Below are 19,447 nucleotides of genomic sequence, written 5' to 3'. Positions count from 1 at the left end.
GAACCTACTTAATTAAGGAACCTAAATTACCAAATAAATTAGAGGTAAAACTTAGGAGACTGTTTAACATCCAAGAGCCAAAAATAAGGATAGATAACATAACTGCTACAATTTTCGGCACAAAAGTTAAAGTCTGTTCCTGAATCTGAGTTGTAGCCTGGAAAATACTAATAACTAAACCAACTAAAAGCCCCAAAATTAGGCCTGGTGCTGAAATTAAAAGTGTTAAATAGAGGGCTTGTTTGCCAAGGCTGATTACAAATTCTTGTGACATTGTTCCACCTCAAATTAATCTTAAAAATTTTTCAACTAAAAACTTTCCAGCAGTGATTTAACCACCAAGTACCAACCGTCTACCATGACAAACAGCATAATTTTAAAGGGCAATGAAATCATTACCGGCGGTACCATAAACATCCCCATGGACATTAAAGTACTGGCCACAACCATATCGATAACTAGAAAAGGAATATAAATTACAAAACCCATTTGAAAAGCAGTTTTTAATTCACTAATCACAAAAGCAGGAGTTAAAGTTGCCAAAGTAATATCATTTTTATTTTTTGGACGGTCAACTTTAGCCATTTTAACAAACAAAGCTAAATCCTTTTCCCTAGTTTGTTTAAACATAAATTCCTTAATTGGCTGAGCTGCTTTATTAAATGCCTGCTCTTGGCTAATCTTGTTGCTTATATAGGGATCTATGGCTTGAGTTTTCACTTGTTGATATACGGGAAGCATAATAAAAAATGTTAAAAATAAAGCCAAACCAATTAAAATCTGGTTAGGAGGAGTTTGTTGGGTCCCTAAAGCATTGCGCACAAAAGAAAGAACCACAATAATCCTGGTAAAGGAAGTCATTAGAACTAAAATGGCCGGGGCCAAAGATAGTACTGTTAAAAACACCAGCAGCTTAATACTGTCCACTACTTCAGTAGGCTGGCTGCCAGTGCCAAGGGATAAATCAATATTTGGCATACTTATAGGTTCTGCTGCTGCACTATGTTGAAAAAAAATTAAACCTATCATAACTAGTACTGGAATGGCTAACCATGCACGTTTAATAGTACGTTTTATAGTACGTTTCATCATTTCTTGCCTTTCATCTTCAACTTTGCAGACCAGCTTTCCTTAGACTCTTCATGTATTGTCAGCACATTTAAGTCTTTTACAATATAGTCTTCTGTTTGAGGATAATTCTTAAGTTCCTTTAAAAGCTGAATCTGCTGTTCGCTAATAGACATTAAATAATATTGATCAACAACCTTTACAACAAATAAATTCGCTTTAGGCCCTAATGTAACCCTGTCTACAACTTGCAAATTTTCAGAAGTTTTGTACTGACTCATTTTCCCCAGCCCATATTTAACGTAAATATAAGCTAAAGCGGCAACTATGGGCAAAAAAATTACAATACGTAATATTGCTGCAAATAAGTCCACTATATCAACCTCTATTCAACGACCTCTTCTTCTGCAAGGCTGCTTACTCTGACGGCAAAGGAATCATTGATTACCACGATTTCACCTAATGCAAAATATTCATCATTAATAAACAAATCTATTAACTCTCCCGCCATTCTTTCTAACTGAATAACGGAACCAACATCCAGGTCAAGAATTTCCCTGACAGTAAGCTTTTTATCTCCTAAGCGGGCCTCGATTCTTAACTTAATATCATTTAATACCTCCATATTCCTGGCCGCATTTTTCAAGCCAACAACAGGCTCCAATTCCTTAAAGCGTGCTTTAGCAATGCTTGGTTCCTTAGACCTTAGTTCAGATTGAGCAAACAATTGAGCTATTTCTTCCTCAGTAAGATTTCTGTCCATTTTTCTCACCCTAAATGTTAGTTAATAATAAATTCGTTAAAATAAACACCGGAAATTTGATTTTTTTCATCTAATTTGCTGTTTATTATTTTCAAAACATCTTGTTTAATCTTATTGATGTTACCACAATCTGTTGATCTTTTCTTCATAAAATAGAGAATAATGGCATCCCGGATACGGTATTCTTTTTCCTTAATTACTTCCTCTGTCTTTTTATTCTCAAATTCCAGGGCTAAATCAACCCTTAAGTAACGCCGGAAATTGCTATCGGACAAATTAACAGTAAATGTGTCCAGTTTTGTACTCAACATTGGTTTTTCTGCAGCTTCGCTGCTTGGAAGTTTAGTTTTCACAAAAAGTAAATAACCGCCACCTAGGGCCAACAGCAAAACAATAATTCCAATGAGTAAAAATACAATTAGCTTCGATGATTTGCCTGCTTTTTCAGCCATCAATGTTTCACTCCCATTTACCTATGGTTCTGATTACTATGATAATATTAGACTCGCCTGCACTTTTATAACCAAAACTAACAGCAGCAACCCGTTTTCCCTCCGGCTGCAGCTTTTTGTTAAAATAGTCCCTCAGCTCTTCTGCCCTAGCTATGGATAATTCTGTATCAGCCGGTTTAGGGTTTTCCCCTCCAGGGTAGCATTGAATCCAAATACTATTTGGTATGTAAGCAAAAAATAGCGCAAGGGGTTGTAAAATACGGTCAGCCTGAGGCTTAAAATTGCTTTCTTTATTAGCAAAGATTAAATCCTGTCTAAAAACTAAGCCTATACCTTGGGGCAGTTTTAGCATTATTATATCTTCTGTTAAATCCATTTCATCTAAATAATTAGATGTTTTTTGGTAAAGCTGAGGAATTAAAGCATCTCCCTGACTATTTCCTGGCTTTAAACCAAAAAACATTAATTTTTGTTCATCTGCAAAAGCAATTACTGAAGCAATAACCAGGATAAAAAGAAAAATAGTTATCAGGTTAGCATAGAACAATGCCCAAAGATAGGTGTAAAATTTACTGCTTCCCTTAGGCATCCACTACTACCTCTAAATCTAGAAGCAATCTTAATTTTTCTTCCAGCCTTCGTGGATTTAAGCCAGACTGAATAGCCATAATGCATTCTAACATGGCTGTCTTTAGTAAATAATCTCTTTCGTTTTGCAGCTCTAACTTTTCCACTAGGGGGAAGCAAAATAAATAAGAAATAATTAGACCGTAAAAAATAGGAAGTAGAGCAGTGGCTGCTCCAGCCCCTAACTGCCCTGGATATCGTAAATGAAAGAGTAACTGAATTAAACTAATAATTCCTCCTAAAAGGCCAAAAGCAGGAGCTAAAAGAGCCCAGGTTTTTAGAAGTTGAATTTCTGTTTGAACACTTTTCCGGGTACTTTGTATTTCCTTTTGCAAAATGTTTTGGGTATATTCTGGTGATTCAGCCTCTATAATTAGTTCCACACCTTTGCGGAAAAAGCTGTTTTCCACTTTATGAGCTTCCTCTTCCAAACACATAATACCATCTTGGCGGACTTTTTGAGCTAAATTCTTAGCCAATTCAATTAGTGGTTCAGCATCTTGAGGTTCGAAAGTAAAGGCCCAATAGATCTTGCTTCCTAGATTTTTAATCGTTCCTAAATCGTAGATAACTAAGCTGGCAAAAAAAGATCCTCCTATGGTCATTAATAAAGCTGGCAAATTGAAAAAAAAACTCAATTTACCACCCAATGATATGGAGAGCAATATAATAATTAGACCGCCTAAGAAACCTGCCACAGGTGTTTTTTTAAATTTGGCCACTTCAGCTCACCTCAAAAAGTTTTCATCCTCTTAGGCCCATAAATACTTCGATTATACTTAGCTACTTTTTGAGCTACAATTTGGGGAGTCTCGCAGATTAAGATCTTTTTGCCATTAGTTAAGGTAAGCACCGTTTCAGGTACACTTTCTATTTGTTCAATTAAATGAGGATTCAAATAAATTTTCCTCTTATCTAAAGTTGTTAACGTAATCATGGTTTTCCTCAACTATTATTTAATTTTAGTAAAGCAGCTGAGACATATCTTTAATGAACTAAATTCTCTTCAAGATATGTCCCCGCTTAATTCAATTAACGTTTAATGTTCAATAGTTCTTCTAACATTTGGTCAGAAGTTGTAATGGTTTTGGCATTAGCCTGGAAACCTCTTTGAGTCGTAATCAGATCAGTAAATTCCTGGGCTAATTCTACGTTAGACATTTCTAAGGAACCGGAAAGAATGATTCCCCGGCCCTCTAGGCCAGGAGCTCCCCCAACATTATTGGTACTGCCACCAGTAGGGTCCCCCGCCTCATTACCAGCTGAGGTATCATAAACGTACATGTTCTGACCAACTTTTTGCAGCCCTGCAGGGTTGGGAAATTTAGCAATAGCGATAATTTGGGGGTTATCAGCTATAGTTCCGTCTGCCTGCGTAATTATTACTTCTCCTTTTTTACTAATACTGAAGCTTTTGGAAGTAGTCGGTACATTGATTTTATTGCCATCAGTATCTGTTACATATAAACCATTGGCTGTGTTTACCAAATCACCATTGTTATCTAAAGAAAAATTACCGTTCCGTGTATAATAAGTAGCGCCATCTGTGCCTTCCTCGTGTAAAATAAAAAAACCGTCTCCTTGAATCATTAGGTCACTTTCTTTGCCTGTAGGAGCCGCTGCCCCTTGAGTATGAATACCATCGATAGTAGCTAAAGTTACGCCTAAACCCACCTGAGAGCTGTTTGTACCTCCTCTGGCATCGCCATCCTCTGCTGCAGAGCCCCCTTGCAAAGTTTGGTAAAACATGTCTTGAAAGGTTGTCCTAGATTTTTTAAAACCGTAAGTGTTAACGTTAGCAATATTATCACCAATTACATCCATTCTTGTTTGGTGTGTCCTCAGCCCTGCAACAGCTGAGTACAAAGATCTCATCATAAATATCTGACCTCCTCAAGTATGTTAGAAAAATAATTTGCAAACTGTTTCCATCAATCCACAGTTTTGGGCTTCCTCTAAGAGGTCCGGCCCTATAGTATTACAGCACTATCTATATTCGTAAATACATTATTTTTCATATTTTCATTATCTAAAGCTGTCACAACTGTATTATTTTTAACACTAACAATTAAAGCTAAGTTATTTAAAAGCAGCAAAGATTCTCGAGCGCCCTTTGCTTTGGCCTTGTCAATAGCTGCAGTAATCTTCTGCAGATCCGTTTCTGAAAGTTTAATTTCTCTACTTTCCAGCCGTTCCTGAGCGTGTTTGGAAAAGTGCAGCTTTTCTTCTCCATGAAGCTGTTTATTGAAAACTTCTTTAAAACTAGTCTGGGAGCTGTTTTTTTTACTTTGGGCAGAACTTGAATTTAATTGCTCAATAGGTAAAATAGGCCTTGATAAATCAACCTTTTCTACCATTTTAGTTGTCCCCCTTAGTTTCAGTATCATTCGATGTTGTTAAAGGGGAACTTACTTGGACCAAATCGGACAATTCAACTTCCTTGTCTCCAACGATTAAATAGCAATCGTCACCAGACATTTTGACACTATCCACAATTCCTTGAATTTCCTCGCTGCCCTCTTTGGCTACGACTTTAGCACCTACCAGTCCAATAGCCTGGGTCAGGGCAACTTGCTTATTTAAATTCTGTATCTCTTCCAAAGTACTAAACTGGGCTACTTGAGCCATCATATCTTTGTTATCCATAGGTTCCAAAGGATCTTGATTTTGCAATTCGGTAACCAAAAGCATTAAAAAATCTTGCTTACTGGTGCTGCTATTAGATTTAGAAGTTGATGTGGCCGTTGTTGTTGTATTTGCTGATGTGTTAACTGCATCAACCATTTTTCCACCTCCTTAAGCGAGATAATTTACTACCCCCAATTGACTAGCACTCTTTCCAGCAGCTAATTCATCTAATTCTGTAGTCCAAGTATTTGTTTGGGCAGAAAAGCTTTGGTTAGACTGCTGCTGTTGTTGATTGTTTCCTTCCTGGTATAAAGACCCGCTGCCAACTTCCACATCGATGGCGCTGAATTTCAGCCCTTGTTCCTGAAATGACTGACGCAGCTGCTGTAAATTATTTTCTAAATTTTTGCCTACCGCCTGGTTTTCCACAGCAATTTTAGCCGCTAATACGCCGTCTTCAAGGGAAAGTTTCAAATGTACTTTTCCCAGGTAATCAGGTTTTAACTGTACCTCCAGCTCACTTTTGCCCTTAGAAATATTAGTTTTAATCGATTCAATCAGCTGGCTGGCTAAACTGCGAAAATTTAAAGATTGAGTTTGTTGGGGCTGTTGATTTGTGGAAATTATTGCATCTTTATTTAAGGAAAATTGATTAGCTGCTTGCTGATTATCTTGTAAACTAGCTGAACTCCCATCAGTGTTACTTCCATTGCTAAAGAAATTTTGCAGTTCATCACTCGAAGTTGGCTCAGCGGTTCGAACATTAAATTGTTTAGTATCTGCTGTTTGTTCAACTTTTTCTGCTGTCAGCTCTATTTTGGGGTGTTCTAAATTTTGCCCTTCCTGAGCAGTTGTTTGCTCATTAACTGACTCTACTAATGCTTGCTTCTCCTGAGTATTAAGCTGAAGCTGTGGGCTTTGCTCCGTTGTTGCAGGAACAGTATTAGCATCAGTCTTACCTTGTGTTGAAACCCCACTTAGTTCAAGATTACCGGCTGTTGCAGCAAATGTGTCAGTTGCGGTTTGCGGCACCTTGGCAGGATCTCCTTCCAAGTTCACAACTGCAGCAACGTTATTCTCTGGCAGAATTAAATTCCGGCTAAAATTTTGGGTTGAATTAGCAGTCAACTGTTGATCAATTAATTCACCTTCACCTGTTTGAGATACATTTATACTTTGCTGATTTATAATTGGAGGAGTAAAATCAGGCGGAATAAAATCTGACTTACTGTCTTGGACCAATGCAGAACTGATCTCATCACTAGGTTTTTCAAATACATCTTCTTGTTTGTTTTCGGCGCTGTCCACTTTCTCAGATTCAAATCTAGCTGCGGCCTTTTTAGTACCATTATCCTTATTCACAGCCTTATTAACTAGTTCAGCAAAGCTGCCCTTAGACTCCTTTTGGCTTACCTTACTTTTACTGCCTGTGTTTTTTGGGAAAGTTGCAGGCATAAAATAACAGCTTATTTGACTTGGCATCTATTCACCTCCTTTCAAGAAATTACTCTTGGAAGCCCTGGGCTTTTCGTAAAAAGGATCTTAAGCCTAGATCATCCATCAGGTTTTGCTCTATTCTTTCTAGTTCAAAAGTATATTCCCGAAATCTCTTTTCCTTTAAATTTTGCAGAGTTTGCAATTCCCTATGAGCTGTAATAAATTCTTTTTTACGGCATTCTGCCTCGAGCTGAGCTACTCGCAATTGTTTTTGTTGTAAAGAAATATGCTCTATTAAATTACTTAAATAAGCATCTTTTTGCTGAGCATAAAAAACAGTTAATTCCATTGGAGTCTGTTCTTGAGCAGATTTTAATTTATTTTGATAACCTTTTAAAATATCTTCTTCTCTTCTAACCTTAAAATTAGCCTCCGTTAGTTTTTGCTTGGCTTCATCTTCTTTTAGCTGCTTAAATTCCAAAACACTTTCTAAGTTAAATTTGAAACTTTTCATCATTTAGCCCCTTTAATTAGCCAAAATAGACTGCATCTGTTCCAAAGTAGCTTCCAATGAAATGTGTTCATTAGCCTCTTGTGTTAAGAAATTAATGATTTGCGGATAATGTTTAATTGCTCTGTCAACTTCAATGTTGCTGCCCTGCTGATAGGCTCCAATATTAATTAAGTCCTCAACCTTATAATAACTAGCTAGAAAATCCCTAATTTGCCCAGCAGCAGCCTGGTGTTCTTGAGCCGTAATCTCCGACATCAAACGGCTAACGCTGCTTAAAACATCTATAGCTGGATAATGGTTTTTAGCAGCTAAACTGCGAGATAAAACTATGTGTCCGTCAAGAATACCCCGTACAGCGTCAGCAATAGGTTCATTCATATCGTCTCCATCAACTAGAACAGTGTAAAGGCCGGTGATTGAACCTGTATTCCCATTGCCGGCTCTTTCTAATAATCGTGGCAGCATGGCAAAAACTGAAGGAGTATAACCTTTAGTAGCAGGGGGCTCTCCGATAGCCAAACCTACTTCCCTTTGGGCCATGGCAAAACGGGTTACAGAATCCATCATCAGCATCACATTTTTTCCCTGATCCCTAAAAAATTCAGCTACTGCCGTAGCCACAAAAGCTGCTTTGATTCTAATTAAAGCAGGCTGATCGGAAGTGGCTACAACCACAACGGATTTAGCCAAGCCTTCGGTACCTAAGTCCCTTTCAATAAAATCTAAAACTTCCCGGCCTCTTTCTCCTACTAAAGAGATGACATTAATCTCAGCACTGCTCTGCCGGGCAATCATACCTAAAAGAGTCGATTTGCCAACACCGCTGCCAGCAAAAATACCGACCCTTTGTCCTTGGCCGCAAGTCAGCAAACCATCGATTGCTTTTACACCTGTGCTTAAGACCTGAGTAATCCTCTGTCGAGTTAATGGGTCCGGTGGATTATTGTTCACAGAGTATTCAATACCTTTATGAACATCCACATCAGCCTCCATAGGCCTGCCTAAACCATCTAAAACCTGTCCTAACAGGAAATCTCCAACATAAACAGTGTGGCTTTTGCCTGTAGGAAACACTGCGCAGCCTGGGGAAATTCCATTCAATTCGCCTAAAGGCATTAAAAGGGTTTTGGTATTTTTAAAGCCAACTACTTCAGCCACAGTTGGTTCAATTTGCCCAGGAACAAATATTTTACAAATCTCCCCTACCGCAGCTCGAATGCCTGTTACTTCAATAATTAATCCAATAACTTGAGAAACCTTGCCTGTAGATTGCAATAAATCTATCTTTTTTAGCAAAGAAAAGTATTTACTTAAATCAATGGCCATGTGCTATATCTCCCAAGCATATTAAGCATCCCCTTGTTCAGGAACAATTTGGCTAAACAATGCTCTTAGTTCCTTGAACTGCTGTTCAATAGTCCCGTCAGTATATCCCAAATTAGTTTCAACTCGGCAGTTTCCTTTAGCTAAATCCCCATCAGCAATAACTTGCAAACTGGCGCCTTCTGGAATATATGATTGAAGCTCGCTTTTATACTCTAAAGATTTTGCTAAGTCGTCCGGGCTAACAAAAAGAATATACATTTCAGCCGCATGAGCCTCCCGCAGGGCGTTTTTAGCAATACTGAAGATAAGTTCATCATCTAATTCTACTTTTTTATTAATAATTTTCCGGGCTATTTCTAAGGCTAAATTAATTAATGATTCTTCTGTTTCTTCATAAATAGAGTTGTAAGCAGCAAGGAGCTGAGCAATAGTACGCTTTTTTTGTTCTTGCAATTCTTCAACAACTTCCTGCCCAGCCTGGAAGCCCTTTTCATAACCTGCCTCAAAGCCTTCTTTTCGGCCCTGTTCGTAGGCTTCTTCCTTGATGCTAATTGCTTCCTCTTTACTCTGAGCAATTATATGGTCTGCATCAGCTTGGGCTCGTGCTAAAAGTTTCCCACATTCCTGGCGGGTATGTTCCATTTGCATTTGAATCGCCGGGTCTTCTTGGTTTTCTGCGTAGCCTTCGGAAAAATTTTGGCGCAGTTCGATTTCCCGCACTGAAGTGTCAACTATTTTGGGGTCTTTGATGACTCTATACAATGAGGGCATCTTCTCCTCCCCGTGAAATTATGATCTCACCTAATTCATCCAAACGACGAATAGATTGTACAATCCGCTGTTGGGCTTCTTCCACATCCCGCAAGCGAATCGGACCCAAAAATTCGATATCTTCTTTCAGCATTTCAGAAGCACGAGTGGACATATTCTTGTAAATACGCTGCGCCACATCTTGACTGGATCCTTTAATAGCCATTGCCAAGTCCTTACTGTCTACCTCACGTAAAATTCTCCTAATTGAGGTATCATCAAGGTTAATAATATCTTCAAAGATAAACATCCGTTTCCTGATTTCATCAGCTAAGCTTTGATCTTCAGCTTCTAAGGATTCTAAAATTGCCTTTTCTGTTCCCCGGTCTACTCGGTTTAAGATATCAACTAAAGTTGCAATGCCTCCCACACTGGTAAAATCGTGTTCAACCAAAGAAGAAAGTCTCTTTTCTAAAACTGATTCGACTTCCCGGACTGTTTCAGGAGAAGTTCTTTCCATCAGTGCAATCCGCCTAGCAATATCTATTTGCATATCCTCCGGCAAACCGCTAAGAACAGCAGAAGCCTGTTCCGGCTGTAAATAGGATAAAATCAAAGCAATAGTTTGGGGATGTTCATTAGATATAAAATTCAAAAGCTGCTTAGGATCTGCCTTCCGTACCAAAGCAAATGGCTTAATTTTCGAGTTATCCGTAAGCTTACGGATAATTTCATTAGCTTTAGCCGGGCCCAAAGTTTTTTCCAATATTTCCCTTGCGTATTTTACACCTCCATGGAGGAGATAGTGTTGAGCCTCATTCATCTGTAAAAATTCATCAATAACTAAATTTTTTTCTTCGTTATCGACTGTAGATGTATTAGCTATTTGATAAGTTAATTTTTCAATATCCGCTTCGGAAAGTTGTTTCATAATCCCTGAGGATATTTCAGGTCCCAAACTAATGATTAAAATTGCAGCTTTTTCCAAGCCGGTTAATTCACGTTTAGCCATAATACTTCTAATCCTCCGATAACCACGCTTTTATAAGCTGAGCTGCTTCATCTGGTTTTTGGCGTACAATATCTTTTGCAACTTGTTGCTTTTCTTTCTTTATCTTCTCTTCCATACTAATTTCCGGAGCAACAGCAATAGGCTCTTCAGGTGCTACCGGTAAAATTTCTTCAATAATTGGCTCTTCTGCAGCTTCCTTCTTGCGTCTACGCTTCATCAATACAAACCAGCCTAAAAGCAGCACACCTGCTCCTAAAGCCATCCACTTGACATAAGGAGGCAATAAACTCTTGGCCTGAGTTTGAGCTGCTGGAACTGTTTTGTTTAAACCATCGCCGAAAGCCATGCTGCTGACATTTATTTGGTCACCCCGTGTAGCTTGGTAGCCTATGGCAGTAGCAACAACTTGCTGTACATTTGCTAGTTCCTGGGCAGTCAGTTGACCATCTACTACTACTGAAGCAGAAATATTTCTAATTTCTCCTGGAGCCTTTACAGTAACAGTAGATGTCTCCGGCACTTTATAGTTAGTAGTAGTACTATTTTTTTGATAAGTAGAATTGCCCGAACCAGCAACTGTGTAGCTGGATGTCTGGGAAGTCTTGTTAGGGTCTCCTACTGCAGTTGGAGTTCCTCCAGTAGAACTCCCTTGCTCGCTAGATGTTTGTTGTCCTAAGACCTGTCCTTTATCGTAAGCCGTCTGCTTTTGCTCCACCTGGTCGAAATTCAGGTCCGCTGTAATCATCACAATAGCATTGCCTTCGCCAAAAATAGTAGTCAGCATAGCCTGAACTCTTTTTTCCATATCTTTTTCAAATTGGCGTTTTAACTCATACTGAGTGAGGCGCTGGCGGCTTAAATTATTATTTAAATCAACATCGTCGCTGAGAACTTTTCCTCCACCGTCGATAACTCTAACATTTTCCGGAGGTAAATTAGGCACACTACTAGAGACCAGGTAAATAATCCCCTCCACCTGGTCCGGAGTTAATTTGGCTAAAGGCTTTAATTTCACAGTTACAGCAGCAGAAGCTGACTGCTCTTCTTCAACAAAAAGGCTTTCTTTAGGCAGTACAATATGCACTCTTGCTTGATCAACCTCATCAAAAGCTACAATTGTCCGCCTCAGTTCTTCTTGTAAAGCCCTTTGATAATTGACATCGTTAACAAAATCTGTCACGCCTACTTTTGTCTGATCAAAGATTTCAAAACCTAGTCCAGTATCTGTCAGTACTCCTGCTCCTGCCAATTGAATCCTGGCGTCGTAAACTTGCTCCTTAGGAACAGAAATAGTGCTGCCTTGGTTTTCCAGCTTGTATGGAATATTTAAATCCTTAAGTTTATCAACAACGGCACTAGCTGTTTTGGGCTCCAAATCGTTAAAAAGCGGGGCATACTCCACCCTGGTGGCCCATTGGATAAGGAAAAGCAAAGATAACAAAAGAGCCAGTGCCATAATAATTACAATTGACTTTTGTGGTTTAGAAAGGTTTTTCCATTTCTCTTTTGCTTGCTCTATAAGCTTTTTTAGTAAATTCATGTATAGACACCAACTCTATTTTAATTAGCAGCAAGACTCTTAAACATAATAATTCCCTAAATTAAATCTGCATTCTAGAGATTTCTTGATAAGCATCTACTATTTTATTTCTAACTTGTACCGTTAGCTGCAGTGCTAGAGTTGCTTTTTCCCCAGCCAGCATTACATTGTGCAGTTCTACCGGACCGCCTGTTAAATACTGCTGTGTCAAATTATCAGCTTCCAGCTGCAGCTCATTTACTTCGTTTAACTTATCCTGTAAAACCTGGGCAAAATTAAGTTTACTACTTTGCTTTTCTTTATTTCCTCCTATTTCCTTATTATGCAATAATTGCGGTTTTGGTGCTAACAATGAAACTTTCATTTTTAAATTTCTCCTTATTACTTACCTATTTCTAAGGCTTTTTGAGCCATACTCTTTCCAGCGTTTAAAATGGTCAAATTAGCTTCGTAGGATCTAGTTGCCGTAATCATGTCCACCATTTCGCTGACAATGTTGATATTGGGATAATGGACATAACCATTACTGTCCGCATCGGGGTGGGAGGGATCATAAACCAGTTTATCCGGGCTATTATCTTGGACTATACCTACGACTTCCACACCTTGCCCCTTAGGTTTTCCTTGACTTTGGAGAGCTTGATCCAATTTTTCCGCAAAAACAGCCACTTCTCTCTTATAAGTTCCTCCTTCAGCTGTCCGAGTTGTGTTCACATTGGCAATGTTAGAAGATATTAAATCCATCCGCAGTCTTTCAGCACTTAGTCCCGTAGCACTAATTGCTAAAGAATCAAAGAAACGCATATTTATCTATTCCCCCCACTAATGACGTAGCTTAAAATACTTAGTTTACTACTAGCTTTAGCGGCAGCAAAATTATAATTAATCATATTCATAGCAGCCTGAACCATTTCGGAATCAATGTCTACGTTATTTCCATCCTGACGCATGGAAGTGCTATAATCAGTAGCCACCTCCGGCTGTAAAGTTTCCAGATTTTCAGCTGCCTGAAGATGGCCTTGCTCATCGGCAGCTAAAGTAAAATTACTTTTGGGGTTTAAAGATTTCTGCAAAGCTTCTTCAAAATTAACATAAGAACGTTTAAAGCCAGGGGTATTTACATTCGCCACATTATTAGCAATAGTGCTCTCTCTTAAAGCGGCAGCATCCAAAGCTTTTTCTAAAGCGGTTAGCACTGGGCTAGAAAAAATCTTCATTTTTTACACCTCTTGTGAAAATTGCACTTATTTGCACTTTTCCTTATAAAGGAAATATTCAACAAAAAATTTACAATTCCTTTTTTTTGACAAACTTTTTAGTCTTTAAGTTGTTAATAATTTCATTTTCGATATTAATAAAAAGTATAAAAAAAAAGCAGTTTAAACCACTCTTTTATTTGTAAATAAAGCTCGCAGATATTATTTCGCTCCGGACAAGCCCGCACGCAGGTTGACCTTTGGCAAAGCCACCGGCGGGTGAGCGAAACAAGTCCCGCTCCATAATACATGGGAGCTAATAAAAATTTATCTTCAGTTTCAAAAGCTGTTTTTTCCATACTTAGAAATTTTAGAAATTTAAGGTTACTTTGTCAATTTGTCGTTTTGTGCAGCCGGCGCTTTACTGTTTAAGCTTTTTACCGCCTCCACCCAAGTGTTGCGCAAGTCGATGAGCAGTTCATAAACTTCGCCGGCAACTGCACTATCTTTCTTTAAGTTTGCCTCCATAAGTCTTTCGTACATATATTGATATAAGGAAAACAAATTGGTGGATATTTCGCCAACTTCCATATCCAAATTGGACATGAGTTCAGCTATAATTCTTTGGGCTTTAAGAAAATTGGTATTGGCTTTTTCTAAATCCTTTGCTGCTATCCCTTCCTTAGCCTGGAGAATAAACCGCAATGCACCATCATAGAGCATAGTAACTAATTTTTCCGATGATACTGTTGTAACCTGATTTTTCTGATATGTTTGATAGGCCTGAACCGAATTCATCTGCTCCCCTCCTTTAAACTTTGTTGTCCAGTAAATATCCCGTGCGGGTTAAGGCTCGACCGAGAATAGAACTTGCACTGCGTGGAGACAATCTTTGCAAAACCTTATTAGTCTCAGCCTCTTTAATGGCAATCCAGTGTCTCCCATCCTCAATGATTACTTCTAGGCGAATCGGCTGGTTAACTTTAGCTAATTCTTCATTAACTTCCTCTAGATATTCTTCTAGTTCCTTTTGACTGCCTTCTTTTTTCCATTGACGGCCTTTGCCTTGTGAATCCCGTTCAGCAATTTTTAAATTTTTAGTATCCTGTACCTTTTCTCTTTGGGTTCTTTCTTTGATGTTATTAAGTATCACCGGGTCGATGCCAGGAATTTTCGTCAACATGGCTATTCAACCCCTTTAGCTTATTTCTTCCGGTCTAAAAAAGCCCCTTCTGTTTGGGTAAAATATTTAGTATAAACATTATGGCTTTTCTTTTGTTGATGAATTGTTTTTAGTTTTGAAACTAGCTGTTTTTTGGCTGTCTGTAGCTTTTCACCCAAAGTTGCATTTAAACAGGTAATCTCCTTTCCTATACATTCCAGATTAGGGTTTAATTTTTCATCTACAGAAAGTTCAAGGACATCTATCTTCTGGATAAGCTCTTCTTTGGCAGTAAATAACCCTATAGCTTCATCCGGCAAATCTTGTTCAAGGAGATCAATTTGTTTAGCTGTGCAATCTTTAAATTCCTGCAGCAACATTATCTTCTTTTCTAAAGTAGTATTCATAGCTAGCCCTTAACTAGAAAACTGTTGGGAAAGCCATGCCGACTGGGTATTGTATTTTTGGATAGCAGTTTCCATGGCAGTGAATTTACTGTAATAATAATCTTCCAGGTCATTTAAACTTTCCGTTTTAGCATCAATTCTCTCATCCAGGTCTTCAATTGCTTTAGCCAGATAACTATTGTCATACTGCGAAAGAGAATTACTGATGCCCGCTTGGTCAATTATATCGTTAATAGCAGTGTTTAAAGTACGGTACAACCTTTGGGCTACGCCCATTTCACTTTCATTATCTGTATCGCTTGTTTTGGTAAAAAAATCTATAACTTCTTGTGGATGCTCGTTTATGGCCTTTTTTAATTTGGCTTCATCAATTATCAGTTTGCCTTCTTCGCCTAGGGTAACGTTACCATCTTCATCAACATAGGATCCTGTATTAATGCCAAATTCACTCATTTGGTTATAGTCTGCATTAACTCCAGTAAAAGAAACAGTTTGCGACCAGTTAAAACGCATTTTATTGATACAATTGGTCAAAATGGGATCACTACGGAGCATACCACTTTTTGCTTTCTCTTCCCACAACTTAATTTCCTCGTCTTTCATATCCTCTTTTTGTTCACTGGTCAGAGGAGCATAATCACGATATCTTTTTTCCCGCACTTCAGTATTTAATTTATCAATGACATCGTTATATTTATCTACAAAACTTTTAATGGAATTATAAATAGCATCGCTGTCCTGGACTACGGAAACAGTAGAAACAGTATCCAGTTTCCCTTTTAAAGTAAAGGTGGTTCCATTAATCGTAAAAATATTGGAGCTTTGCTTAGTTTCGATACCATTAATGGTAACTGTAGCATCAGAACCGGGAGTCGTTGTATTAAGGCCTAATTTTCCTGTTAAAAAACTATTCGTACTATCAACCAGATTAATGCTGCTTGTTGATCCTGTACTTTTGGACATAAGAACAATTTTGCCTTGATTTGTCCCTGAAGAAGCAAAAAAAGCCGTTACTCCTGCTTTACTATTCGAAGATATTTCGTTCAGAAAACTGTTTAGGGTTTTATTTGCTGGGTCAACAGTAAATTCCTGACCATTAATAGAAAAAGAAAATTCTCCTGTAACATCAGTAAAAATTTCAGAAATTTTCTTTGTTGGATCAATGTTACTAATATCAGAACTTGATTGAACTATAGTAGATGTTGCCAAATTAGTTATTTTAATTGAATAGGTTGCAGTTGTTGCATTATTTGCACTAGTGGCAGTAACCACACTTTCATCACTGCTGCTGGCTTTCCGGGCTAAATAGGTACCCTGAAGGCGCATATTGCTTGCTTCTGTCCTTAAAGCAAGCAGTTGAGTGTTCATAGTCCGGTAATCTTCTTTTTTCCATTCCTTTAAAGTTTTTTCTTGATATAGTTTGTCTAAGGGTTTGCGGGCAGCTTTCATTAAGTCACTGACCATTTGGTCAATATCCATGCCCGAAGCCAAACCAACTATCCGCGAACTACTAGAACTAGTCAAACTAGTAACCATTTCTATCACCTCATGCTTTTTTATCGATTAAAATTCCCGTAAACTCCCACATGGCAGCAAGGGCATCTAAGAGCTTTTCCGGAGGTATCTCCCGTATTATTTCGCCGGATTTCTGGTCAACCACCTTAACCATAACTTCGTGAGTTTTTTCATGGATTGAGAACTTTAAGTTAGTATATTTTACATTAAACTTATCGTCATTCTTTTGAAAAAGTTTAAAACAATTTTTTTCTTCTTGACTTTCCTTATTTTCCAGTCCGACATTATTACCACCATCAACATTTTGAACATTCAAATTCAAGCTAATATTAAGGCTGCTATCTGCCTGACCCATGCTGTTCACGCTGTTTCTAATCGATAACATACCCTCCAGTTGCATGAAATCACCACCAAATCATTAATAGCCTATTAGTTATATCGTCATTTAACTGTTGAATATTTAGAGCTAGAGAAAAATTTTTTAATAAAAAAACAGCCTCATCGGCTGACCTGGTTTTCCCTTTGTTTTTTGCAATTTTGGTTATTTAGTTAATATTAGTAAACGTATTACACTGTTCCAGCATTTTAATTTCGCTAATTAACTTATTAACACGAGCCTGAATATTCTCAATTTCTTCACGAACAAGTTCATTACTCGCAACTTGCTCAGCCAAAGCTTTAATTTCTTGTAGTTTGCCTTCTATCATATCTAAAATTTGCATCTTATACTTTACCCATTTAAGTTCAGTTTGTAGAAATCCTTCATCGAACATGCTTATAACCCCCTAAATCCCAAGAGTAAGCCCTGTTTGCCTTCTTTTTTCAATCTAAATAGATTTCCAACCAGGCCAAAGGAACCGTCCCTTTGGTACTCCCCGTAGCTAGAAGATTGGTTAGCATCGTTTTCAGTATCATGAAGAATAAAACACCATATCGCCAACCTACAGCGACAGTAGAAGCGGTGGGGGCATGAAAAAGAGACCCTAGGAATCCTAAGGTCTCTCTTTGTTTGACTGGAATTAACGGAGCAGTTGCAGTACGCCCTGAGGCTGCTGATTGGCTTGCGCTAACATTGCTTGGGCGGCTTGAGTCAGGATGTTGTTCTTGGTGAATTCCATCATTTCCTTTGCCATATCTACGTCACGGATACGAGACTCAGCTGCAGTCAGGTTCTCAGCGGAAGTACCGAGGTTGTTGATGGTGTGCTCCAGACGGTTTTGGAAAGCACCAAGTTTAGAACGCTCAGTAGATACTTTTTCAAGAGCATTATTTACAACAGTGATTGCTGTTTCAGCACCTTGTTGGGTAGAAACATCAACAGATTCAAGAGCGAGGGAACGGACACTCATCTCATTAATATCAATTTTCATGGTTTGTCCTTCACTAGCTCCAATATGCATGGAGAGCGAAGCATCCGTATTCGCATCTTGTGCTTCCTGGGTTTCTTCCATGGAACTCATTTTATTGTTGAATAATGCTCTACCATCTACAGATAATTTAATGTTTGATAGTGCATTTGCAGTACCATCTTTACCTACAATTTGAATTTGGCCTTTCGAATCCAATGTAACCGATCCTGGATCAAGACCAAACGCCGTTTCAATTTGAGCCATCAAGTCAGACACATCAGTGTCAGCGGCGATGGTAAGAGTGTTATTCGTAGTAATGGCTGTTCCATTGATGTTACCACTAATTTTAATTTGGTCGCCAACCTTCAAACCGAAACTGTTTCCATCTTTGTCTTGCAGGTTAGTCAAAAGAGTGGTTGCTGTGTTACTTACGGTTACCGCAGAACCGTTTGTCAGTCCTAAATCATCGCTCAAGCTGGTGTTGGTAACAGTGATAGCTAGACCACCCTTTGAACCCAAAACAACATTTCCGTTACTGTCTAGAGCCGCCGTAACTTTATCTTTTAAAGCAGAGTTACCTTGGATAGCTGTATTAATTAGATCAACTATTTGCTTAGTGGAATACTCATTTGTAGTCGCAGTAAGGTCAATAGTTTGTGCGATACCATTACCTAAAGTGATTGTTAATGTATCATTAGTACCATCGGTAATCGTAAGAGCATTTGCGTTTACAGCCAAGGCATCAGTTGCCGCTTGGGCTGTAGTACCTGTGGTATCTACTGTTACATCAGTAGTTGCCAAGCCCATGATTTTTCCTGCTTCTGAGGAAGAGAGGATAACAACATTACCACTACCAGAACCGTCTGACACAAATTTTAACTGATCACTTCCGTTAACTGATACAGAAATAGTTGCTGCGTCTCCACCTGCGCTTTGAATCGCATTTTGAACTGCCGTTGCAAATTCGTTTTTAGACCAAGTACCTTGGGCAATTTTAACAGTTGTTGTAGATCCACCAACCGTCAAGGTAATTTCATCATTTGTGTCATCGATAGTAATTGCATCATAACTTGTGGAGTTAGCAGCAGTAATTGTTGCACCAACAGTAAGTTCAACCGATTGTAATTTTGTACCTTGTGCTACCTTGGCTTTCTCAAGGCTACCATCCAGTAGTTTCTTTGTGTTAAATTCGGTAGTATTAGAAATTCGATCAATTTCTTCCTTCAACTGTGCAACTTCTTTTTGAAGTTCAGCACGGTCGGAGTCAGTGGCGGTATCGTTCGATGCTTGAACAGCCAACTCGCGCATACGTTGAAGGATAGAGTGTACTTCGTTCAATGCACCTTCAGCAGTTTGAATCAGAGAAATACCGTCTTGCGCGTTCTTCGATGCCATTTCTAACCCACGGATCTGTCCGCGCATTTTTTCGGAAATAGCAAGGCCTGCTGCGTCATCTCCTGCACGGTTGATACGAAGACCCGAAGATAATTTCTCTAGTGACTTCTGAGTGTTTGTACCGTTAGCACTCAACTGACGATAAGTGTTTAAAGCAGAAATATTATGGTTAATTCTCATTTTTTCTTCCTCCTTGATTTTGTTTTGGCATCCTTGCCTTTTTATAAAATACTTATGATTCCAGTTCAACTCATGGCCATGAAGTTGTTCTGTTATCTATATCGGATAAATCTGCCATAGCTTTAT

At 38.5% G+C, this 19,447-nt stretch carries 27 protein-coding genes; all 27 read right to left on the bottom strand.

All coding sequences use genetic code 11. The annotated features are described in order from the left end of the window. Nucleotides 1-4: 4 nt before the first annotated feature. On the bottom strand, nt 5-274 hold the full coding sequence (gene fliQ, locus RDV78_03360) for a flagellar biosynthesis protein FliQ (GenBank protein ID MDS1029540.1): 270 nt from the start codon (nt 272-274) through the stop codon (nt 5-7). Between the two features lie 35 nt (nt 275-309). Further along, on the bottom strand, nt 310-1,029 hold the full coding sequence (gene fliP, locus RDV78_03355) for a flagellar type III secretion system pore protein FliP (protein ID MDS1029539.1): 720 nt from the start codon (nt 1,027-1,029) through the stop codon (nt 310-312). Between the two features lie 59 nt (nt 1,030-1,088). After that, the gene (gene fliO, locus RDV78_03350; protein ID MDS1029538.1) at nt 1,089-1,442 is read right to left on the bottom strand and encodes a flagellar biosynthetic protein FliO; all 354 of its coding nucleotides are present in this window, start codon (nt 1,440-1,442) and stop codon (nt 1,089-1,091) included. 11 nt (nt 1,443-1,453) lie between these two features. Continuing rightward, nucleotides 1,454-1,831, bottom strand: coding sequence for a FliM/FliN family flagellar motor switch protein (locus RDV78_03345; GenBank protein MDS1029537.1), 378 nt, complete (start codon nt 1,829-1,831; stop codon nt 1,454-1,456). A gap of 17 nt (nt 1,832-1,848) precedes the next feature. Beyond that, complete coding sequence (locus RDV78_03340) at nt 1,849-2,283, bottom strand: flagellar basal body-associated FliL family protein (GenBank protein MDS1029536.1); 435 nt, start codon at nt 2,281-2,283, stop codon at nt 1,849-1,851. A 7-nt stretch (nt 2,284-2,290) separates the two neighbouring features. Further along, nucleotides 2,291-2,872 carry a hypothetical protein gene (locus RDV78_03335; protein ID MDS1029535.1) on the bottom strand — a complete coding sequence of 194 codons (582 nt, stop codon included), beginning with the start codon at nt 2,870-2,872 and terminating at the stop codon, nt 2,291-2,293. Further along, complete coding sequence (locus RDV78_03330) at nt 2,865-3,632, bottom strand: MotA/TolQ/ExbB proton channel family protein (GenBank protein MDS1029534.1); 768 nt, start codon at nt 3,630-3,632, stop codon at nt 2,865-2,867. The genes RDV78_03335 and RDV78_03330 overlap by 8 nt, the downstream gene beginning before the upstream one ends. 11 nt (nt 3,633-3,643) lie before the next feature. After that, the gene (locus tag RDV78_03325) at nt 3,644-3,847 is read right to left on the bottom strand and encodes a flagellar FlbD family protein (protein ID MDS1029533.1); all 204 of its coding nucleotides are present in this window, start codon (nt 3,845-3,847) and stop codon (nt 3,644-3,646) included. Nucleotides 3,848-3,942: 95 nt separating this feature from the next. Beyond that, nucleotides 3,943-4,788 (bottom strand): flagellar hook-basal body complex protein, encoded by an 846-nt coding sequence (locus RDV78_03320; GenBank protein ID MDS1029532.1) that lies wholly within the window; start codon nt 4,786-4,788, stop codon nt 3,943-3,945. 92 nt (nt 4,789-4,880) lie between these two features. Beyond that, nucleotides 4,881-5,267, bottom strand: a complete 387-nt coding sequence (locus RDV78_03315; GenBank protein MDS1029531.1) for a TIGR02530 family flagellar biosynthesis protein — start codon at nt 5,265-5,267, stop codon at nt 4,881-4,883. A 1-nt stretch (nt 5,268) separates the two neighbouring features. Beyond that, a complete protein-coding gene (locus RDV78_03310; GenBank protein ID MDS1029530.1) occupies nt 5,269-5,694 on the bottom strand; it encodes a flagellar hook capping FlgD N-terminal domain-containing protein in 426 nt (141 codons plus the stop codon). 12 nt (nt 5,695-5,706) lie between these two features. After that, a complete protein-coding gene (locus tag RDV78_03305) occupies nt 5,707-7,020 on the bottom strand; it encodes a flagellar hook-length control protein FliK (protein MDS1029529.1) in 1,314 nt (437 codons plus the stop codon). 22 nt (nt 7,021-7,042) lie between these two features. Next, nucleotides 7,043-7,492 (bottom strand): flagellar export protein FliJ, encoded by a 450-nt coding sequence (gene fliJ, locus RDV78_03300; protein ID MDS1029528.1) that lies wholly within the window; start codon nt 7,490-7,492, stop codon nt 7,043-7,045. A gap of 9 nt (nt 7,493-7,501) precedes the next feature. After that, nucleotides 7,502-8,815 carry a flagellar protein export ATPase FliI gene (fliI, locus tag RDV78_03295; protein MDS1029527.1) on the bottom strand — a complete coding sequence of 438 codons (1,314 nt, stop codon included), beginning with the start codon at nt 8,813-8,815 and terminating at the stop codon, nt 7,502-7,504. Nucleotides 8,816-8,836: 21 nt separating this feature from the next. Continuing rightward, entirely contained in the window at nt 8,837-9,586 is a 750-nt protein-coding gene (locus RDV78_03290) for a FliH/SctL family protein (protein MDS1029526.1), read from the bottom strand. Beyond that, nucleotides 9,570-10,577 (bottom strand): flagellar motor switch protein FliG, encoded by a 1,008-nt coding sequence (gene fliG / locus RDV78_03285; GenBank protein ID MDS1029525.1) that lies wholly within the window; start codon nt 10,575-10,577, stop codon nt 9,570-9,572. The genes RDV78_03290 and fliG overlap by 17 nt, the downstream gene beginning before the upstream one ends. Before the next feature lie 7 nt (nt 10,578-10,584). Beyond that, nucleotides 10,585-12,117: a flagellar basal-body MS-ring/collar protein FliF gene (fliF, locus tag RDV78_03280; protein MDS1029524.1), complete on the bottom strand. Its 1,533-nt coding sequence runs from the start codon at nt 12,115-12,117 to the stop codon at nt 10,585-10,587. A gap of 61 nt (nt 12,118-12,178) precedes the next feature. Continuing rightward, the gene (gene fliE / locus RDV78_03275; GenBank protein MDS1029523.1) at nt 12,179-12,481 is read right to left on the bottom strand and encodes a flagellar hook-basal body complex protein FliE; all 303 of its coding nucleotides are present in this window, start codon (nt 12,479-12,481) and stop codon (nt 12,179-12,181) included. A gap of 17 nt (nt 12,482-12,498) precedes the next feature. Then, entirely contained in the window at nt 12,499-12,921 is a 423-nt protein-coding gene (flgC, locus tag RDV78_03270) for a flagellar basal body rod protein FlgC (protein MDS1029522.1), read from the bottom strand. A 2-nt stretch (nt 12,922-12,923) separates the two neighbouring features. Next, on the bottom strand, nt 12,924-13,334 hold the full coding sequence (flgB, locus tag RDV78_03265; protein ID MDS1029521.1) for a flagellar basal body rod protein FlgB: 411 nt from the start codon (nt 13,332-13,334) through the stop codon (nt 12,924-12,926). Between the two features lie 363 nt (nt 13,335-13,697). After that, the gene (fliS, locus tag RDV78_03260) at nt 13,698-14,111 is read right to left on the bottom strand and encodes a flagellar export chaperone FliS (GenBank protein ID MDS1029520.1); all 414 of its coding nucleotides are present in this window, start codon (nt 14,109-14,111) and stop codon (nt 13,698-13,700) included. A gap of 13 nt (nt 14,112-14,124) precedes the next feature. Further along, nucleotides 14,125-14,496: a flagellar protein FlaG gene (locus RDV78_03255; protein ID MDS1029519.1), complete on the bottom strand. Its 372-nt coding sequence runs from the start codon at nt 14,494-14,496 to the stop codon at nt 14,125-14,127. 20 nt (nt 14,497-14,516) lie between these two features. Beyond that, nucleotides 14,517-14,882 (bottom strand): hypothetical protein, encoded by a 366-nt coding sequence (locus tag RDV78_03250; protein MDS1029518.1) that lies wholly within the window; start codon nt 14,880-14,882, stop codon nt 14,517-14,519. Nucleotides 14,883-14,891: 9 nt separating this feature from the next. Beyond that, complete coding sequence (locus RDV78_03245; GenBank protein MDS1029517.1) at nt 14,892-16,418, bottom strand: flagellar hook-associated protein 2; 1,527 nt, start codon at nt 16,416-16,418, stop codon at nt 14,892-14,894. Between the two features lie 10 nt (nt 16,419-16,428). Beyond that, nucleotides 16,429-16,797, bottom strand: coding sequence for a flagellar protein FlaG (locus RDV78_03240; GenBank protein MDS1029516.1), 369 nt, complete (start codon nt 16,795-16,797; stop codon nt 16,429-16,431). 145 nt (nt 16,798-16,942) lie between these two features. Then, nucleotides 16,943-17,170 carry a hypothetical protein gene (locus tag RDV78_03235; protein MDS1029515.1) on the bottom strand — a complete coding sequence of 76 codons (228 nt, stop codon included), beginning with the start codon at nt 17,168-17,170 and terminating at the stop codon, nt 16,943-16,945. 246 nt (nt 17,171-17,416) lie between these two features. After that, nucleotides 17,417-19,321 (bottom strand): flagellin, encoded by a 1,905-nt coding sequence (locus RDV78_03230; GenBank protein MDS1029514.1) that lies wholly within the window; start codon nt 19,319-19,321, stop codon nt 17,417-17,419. Nucleotides 19,322-19,447: the final 126 nt, after the last annotated feature.

The organism is Bacillota bacterium LX-D (genome assembly GCA_031628995.1).
Taxonomy (GTDB): Bacteria; Bacillota; DUOV01; order DUOV01; family Zhaonellaceae; genus JAVLUO01.
Note: the sequence above shows the minus strand (reverse complement) of the source record. Positions and strands in the feature narration are given on the sequence as shown.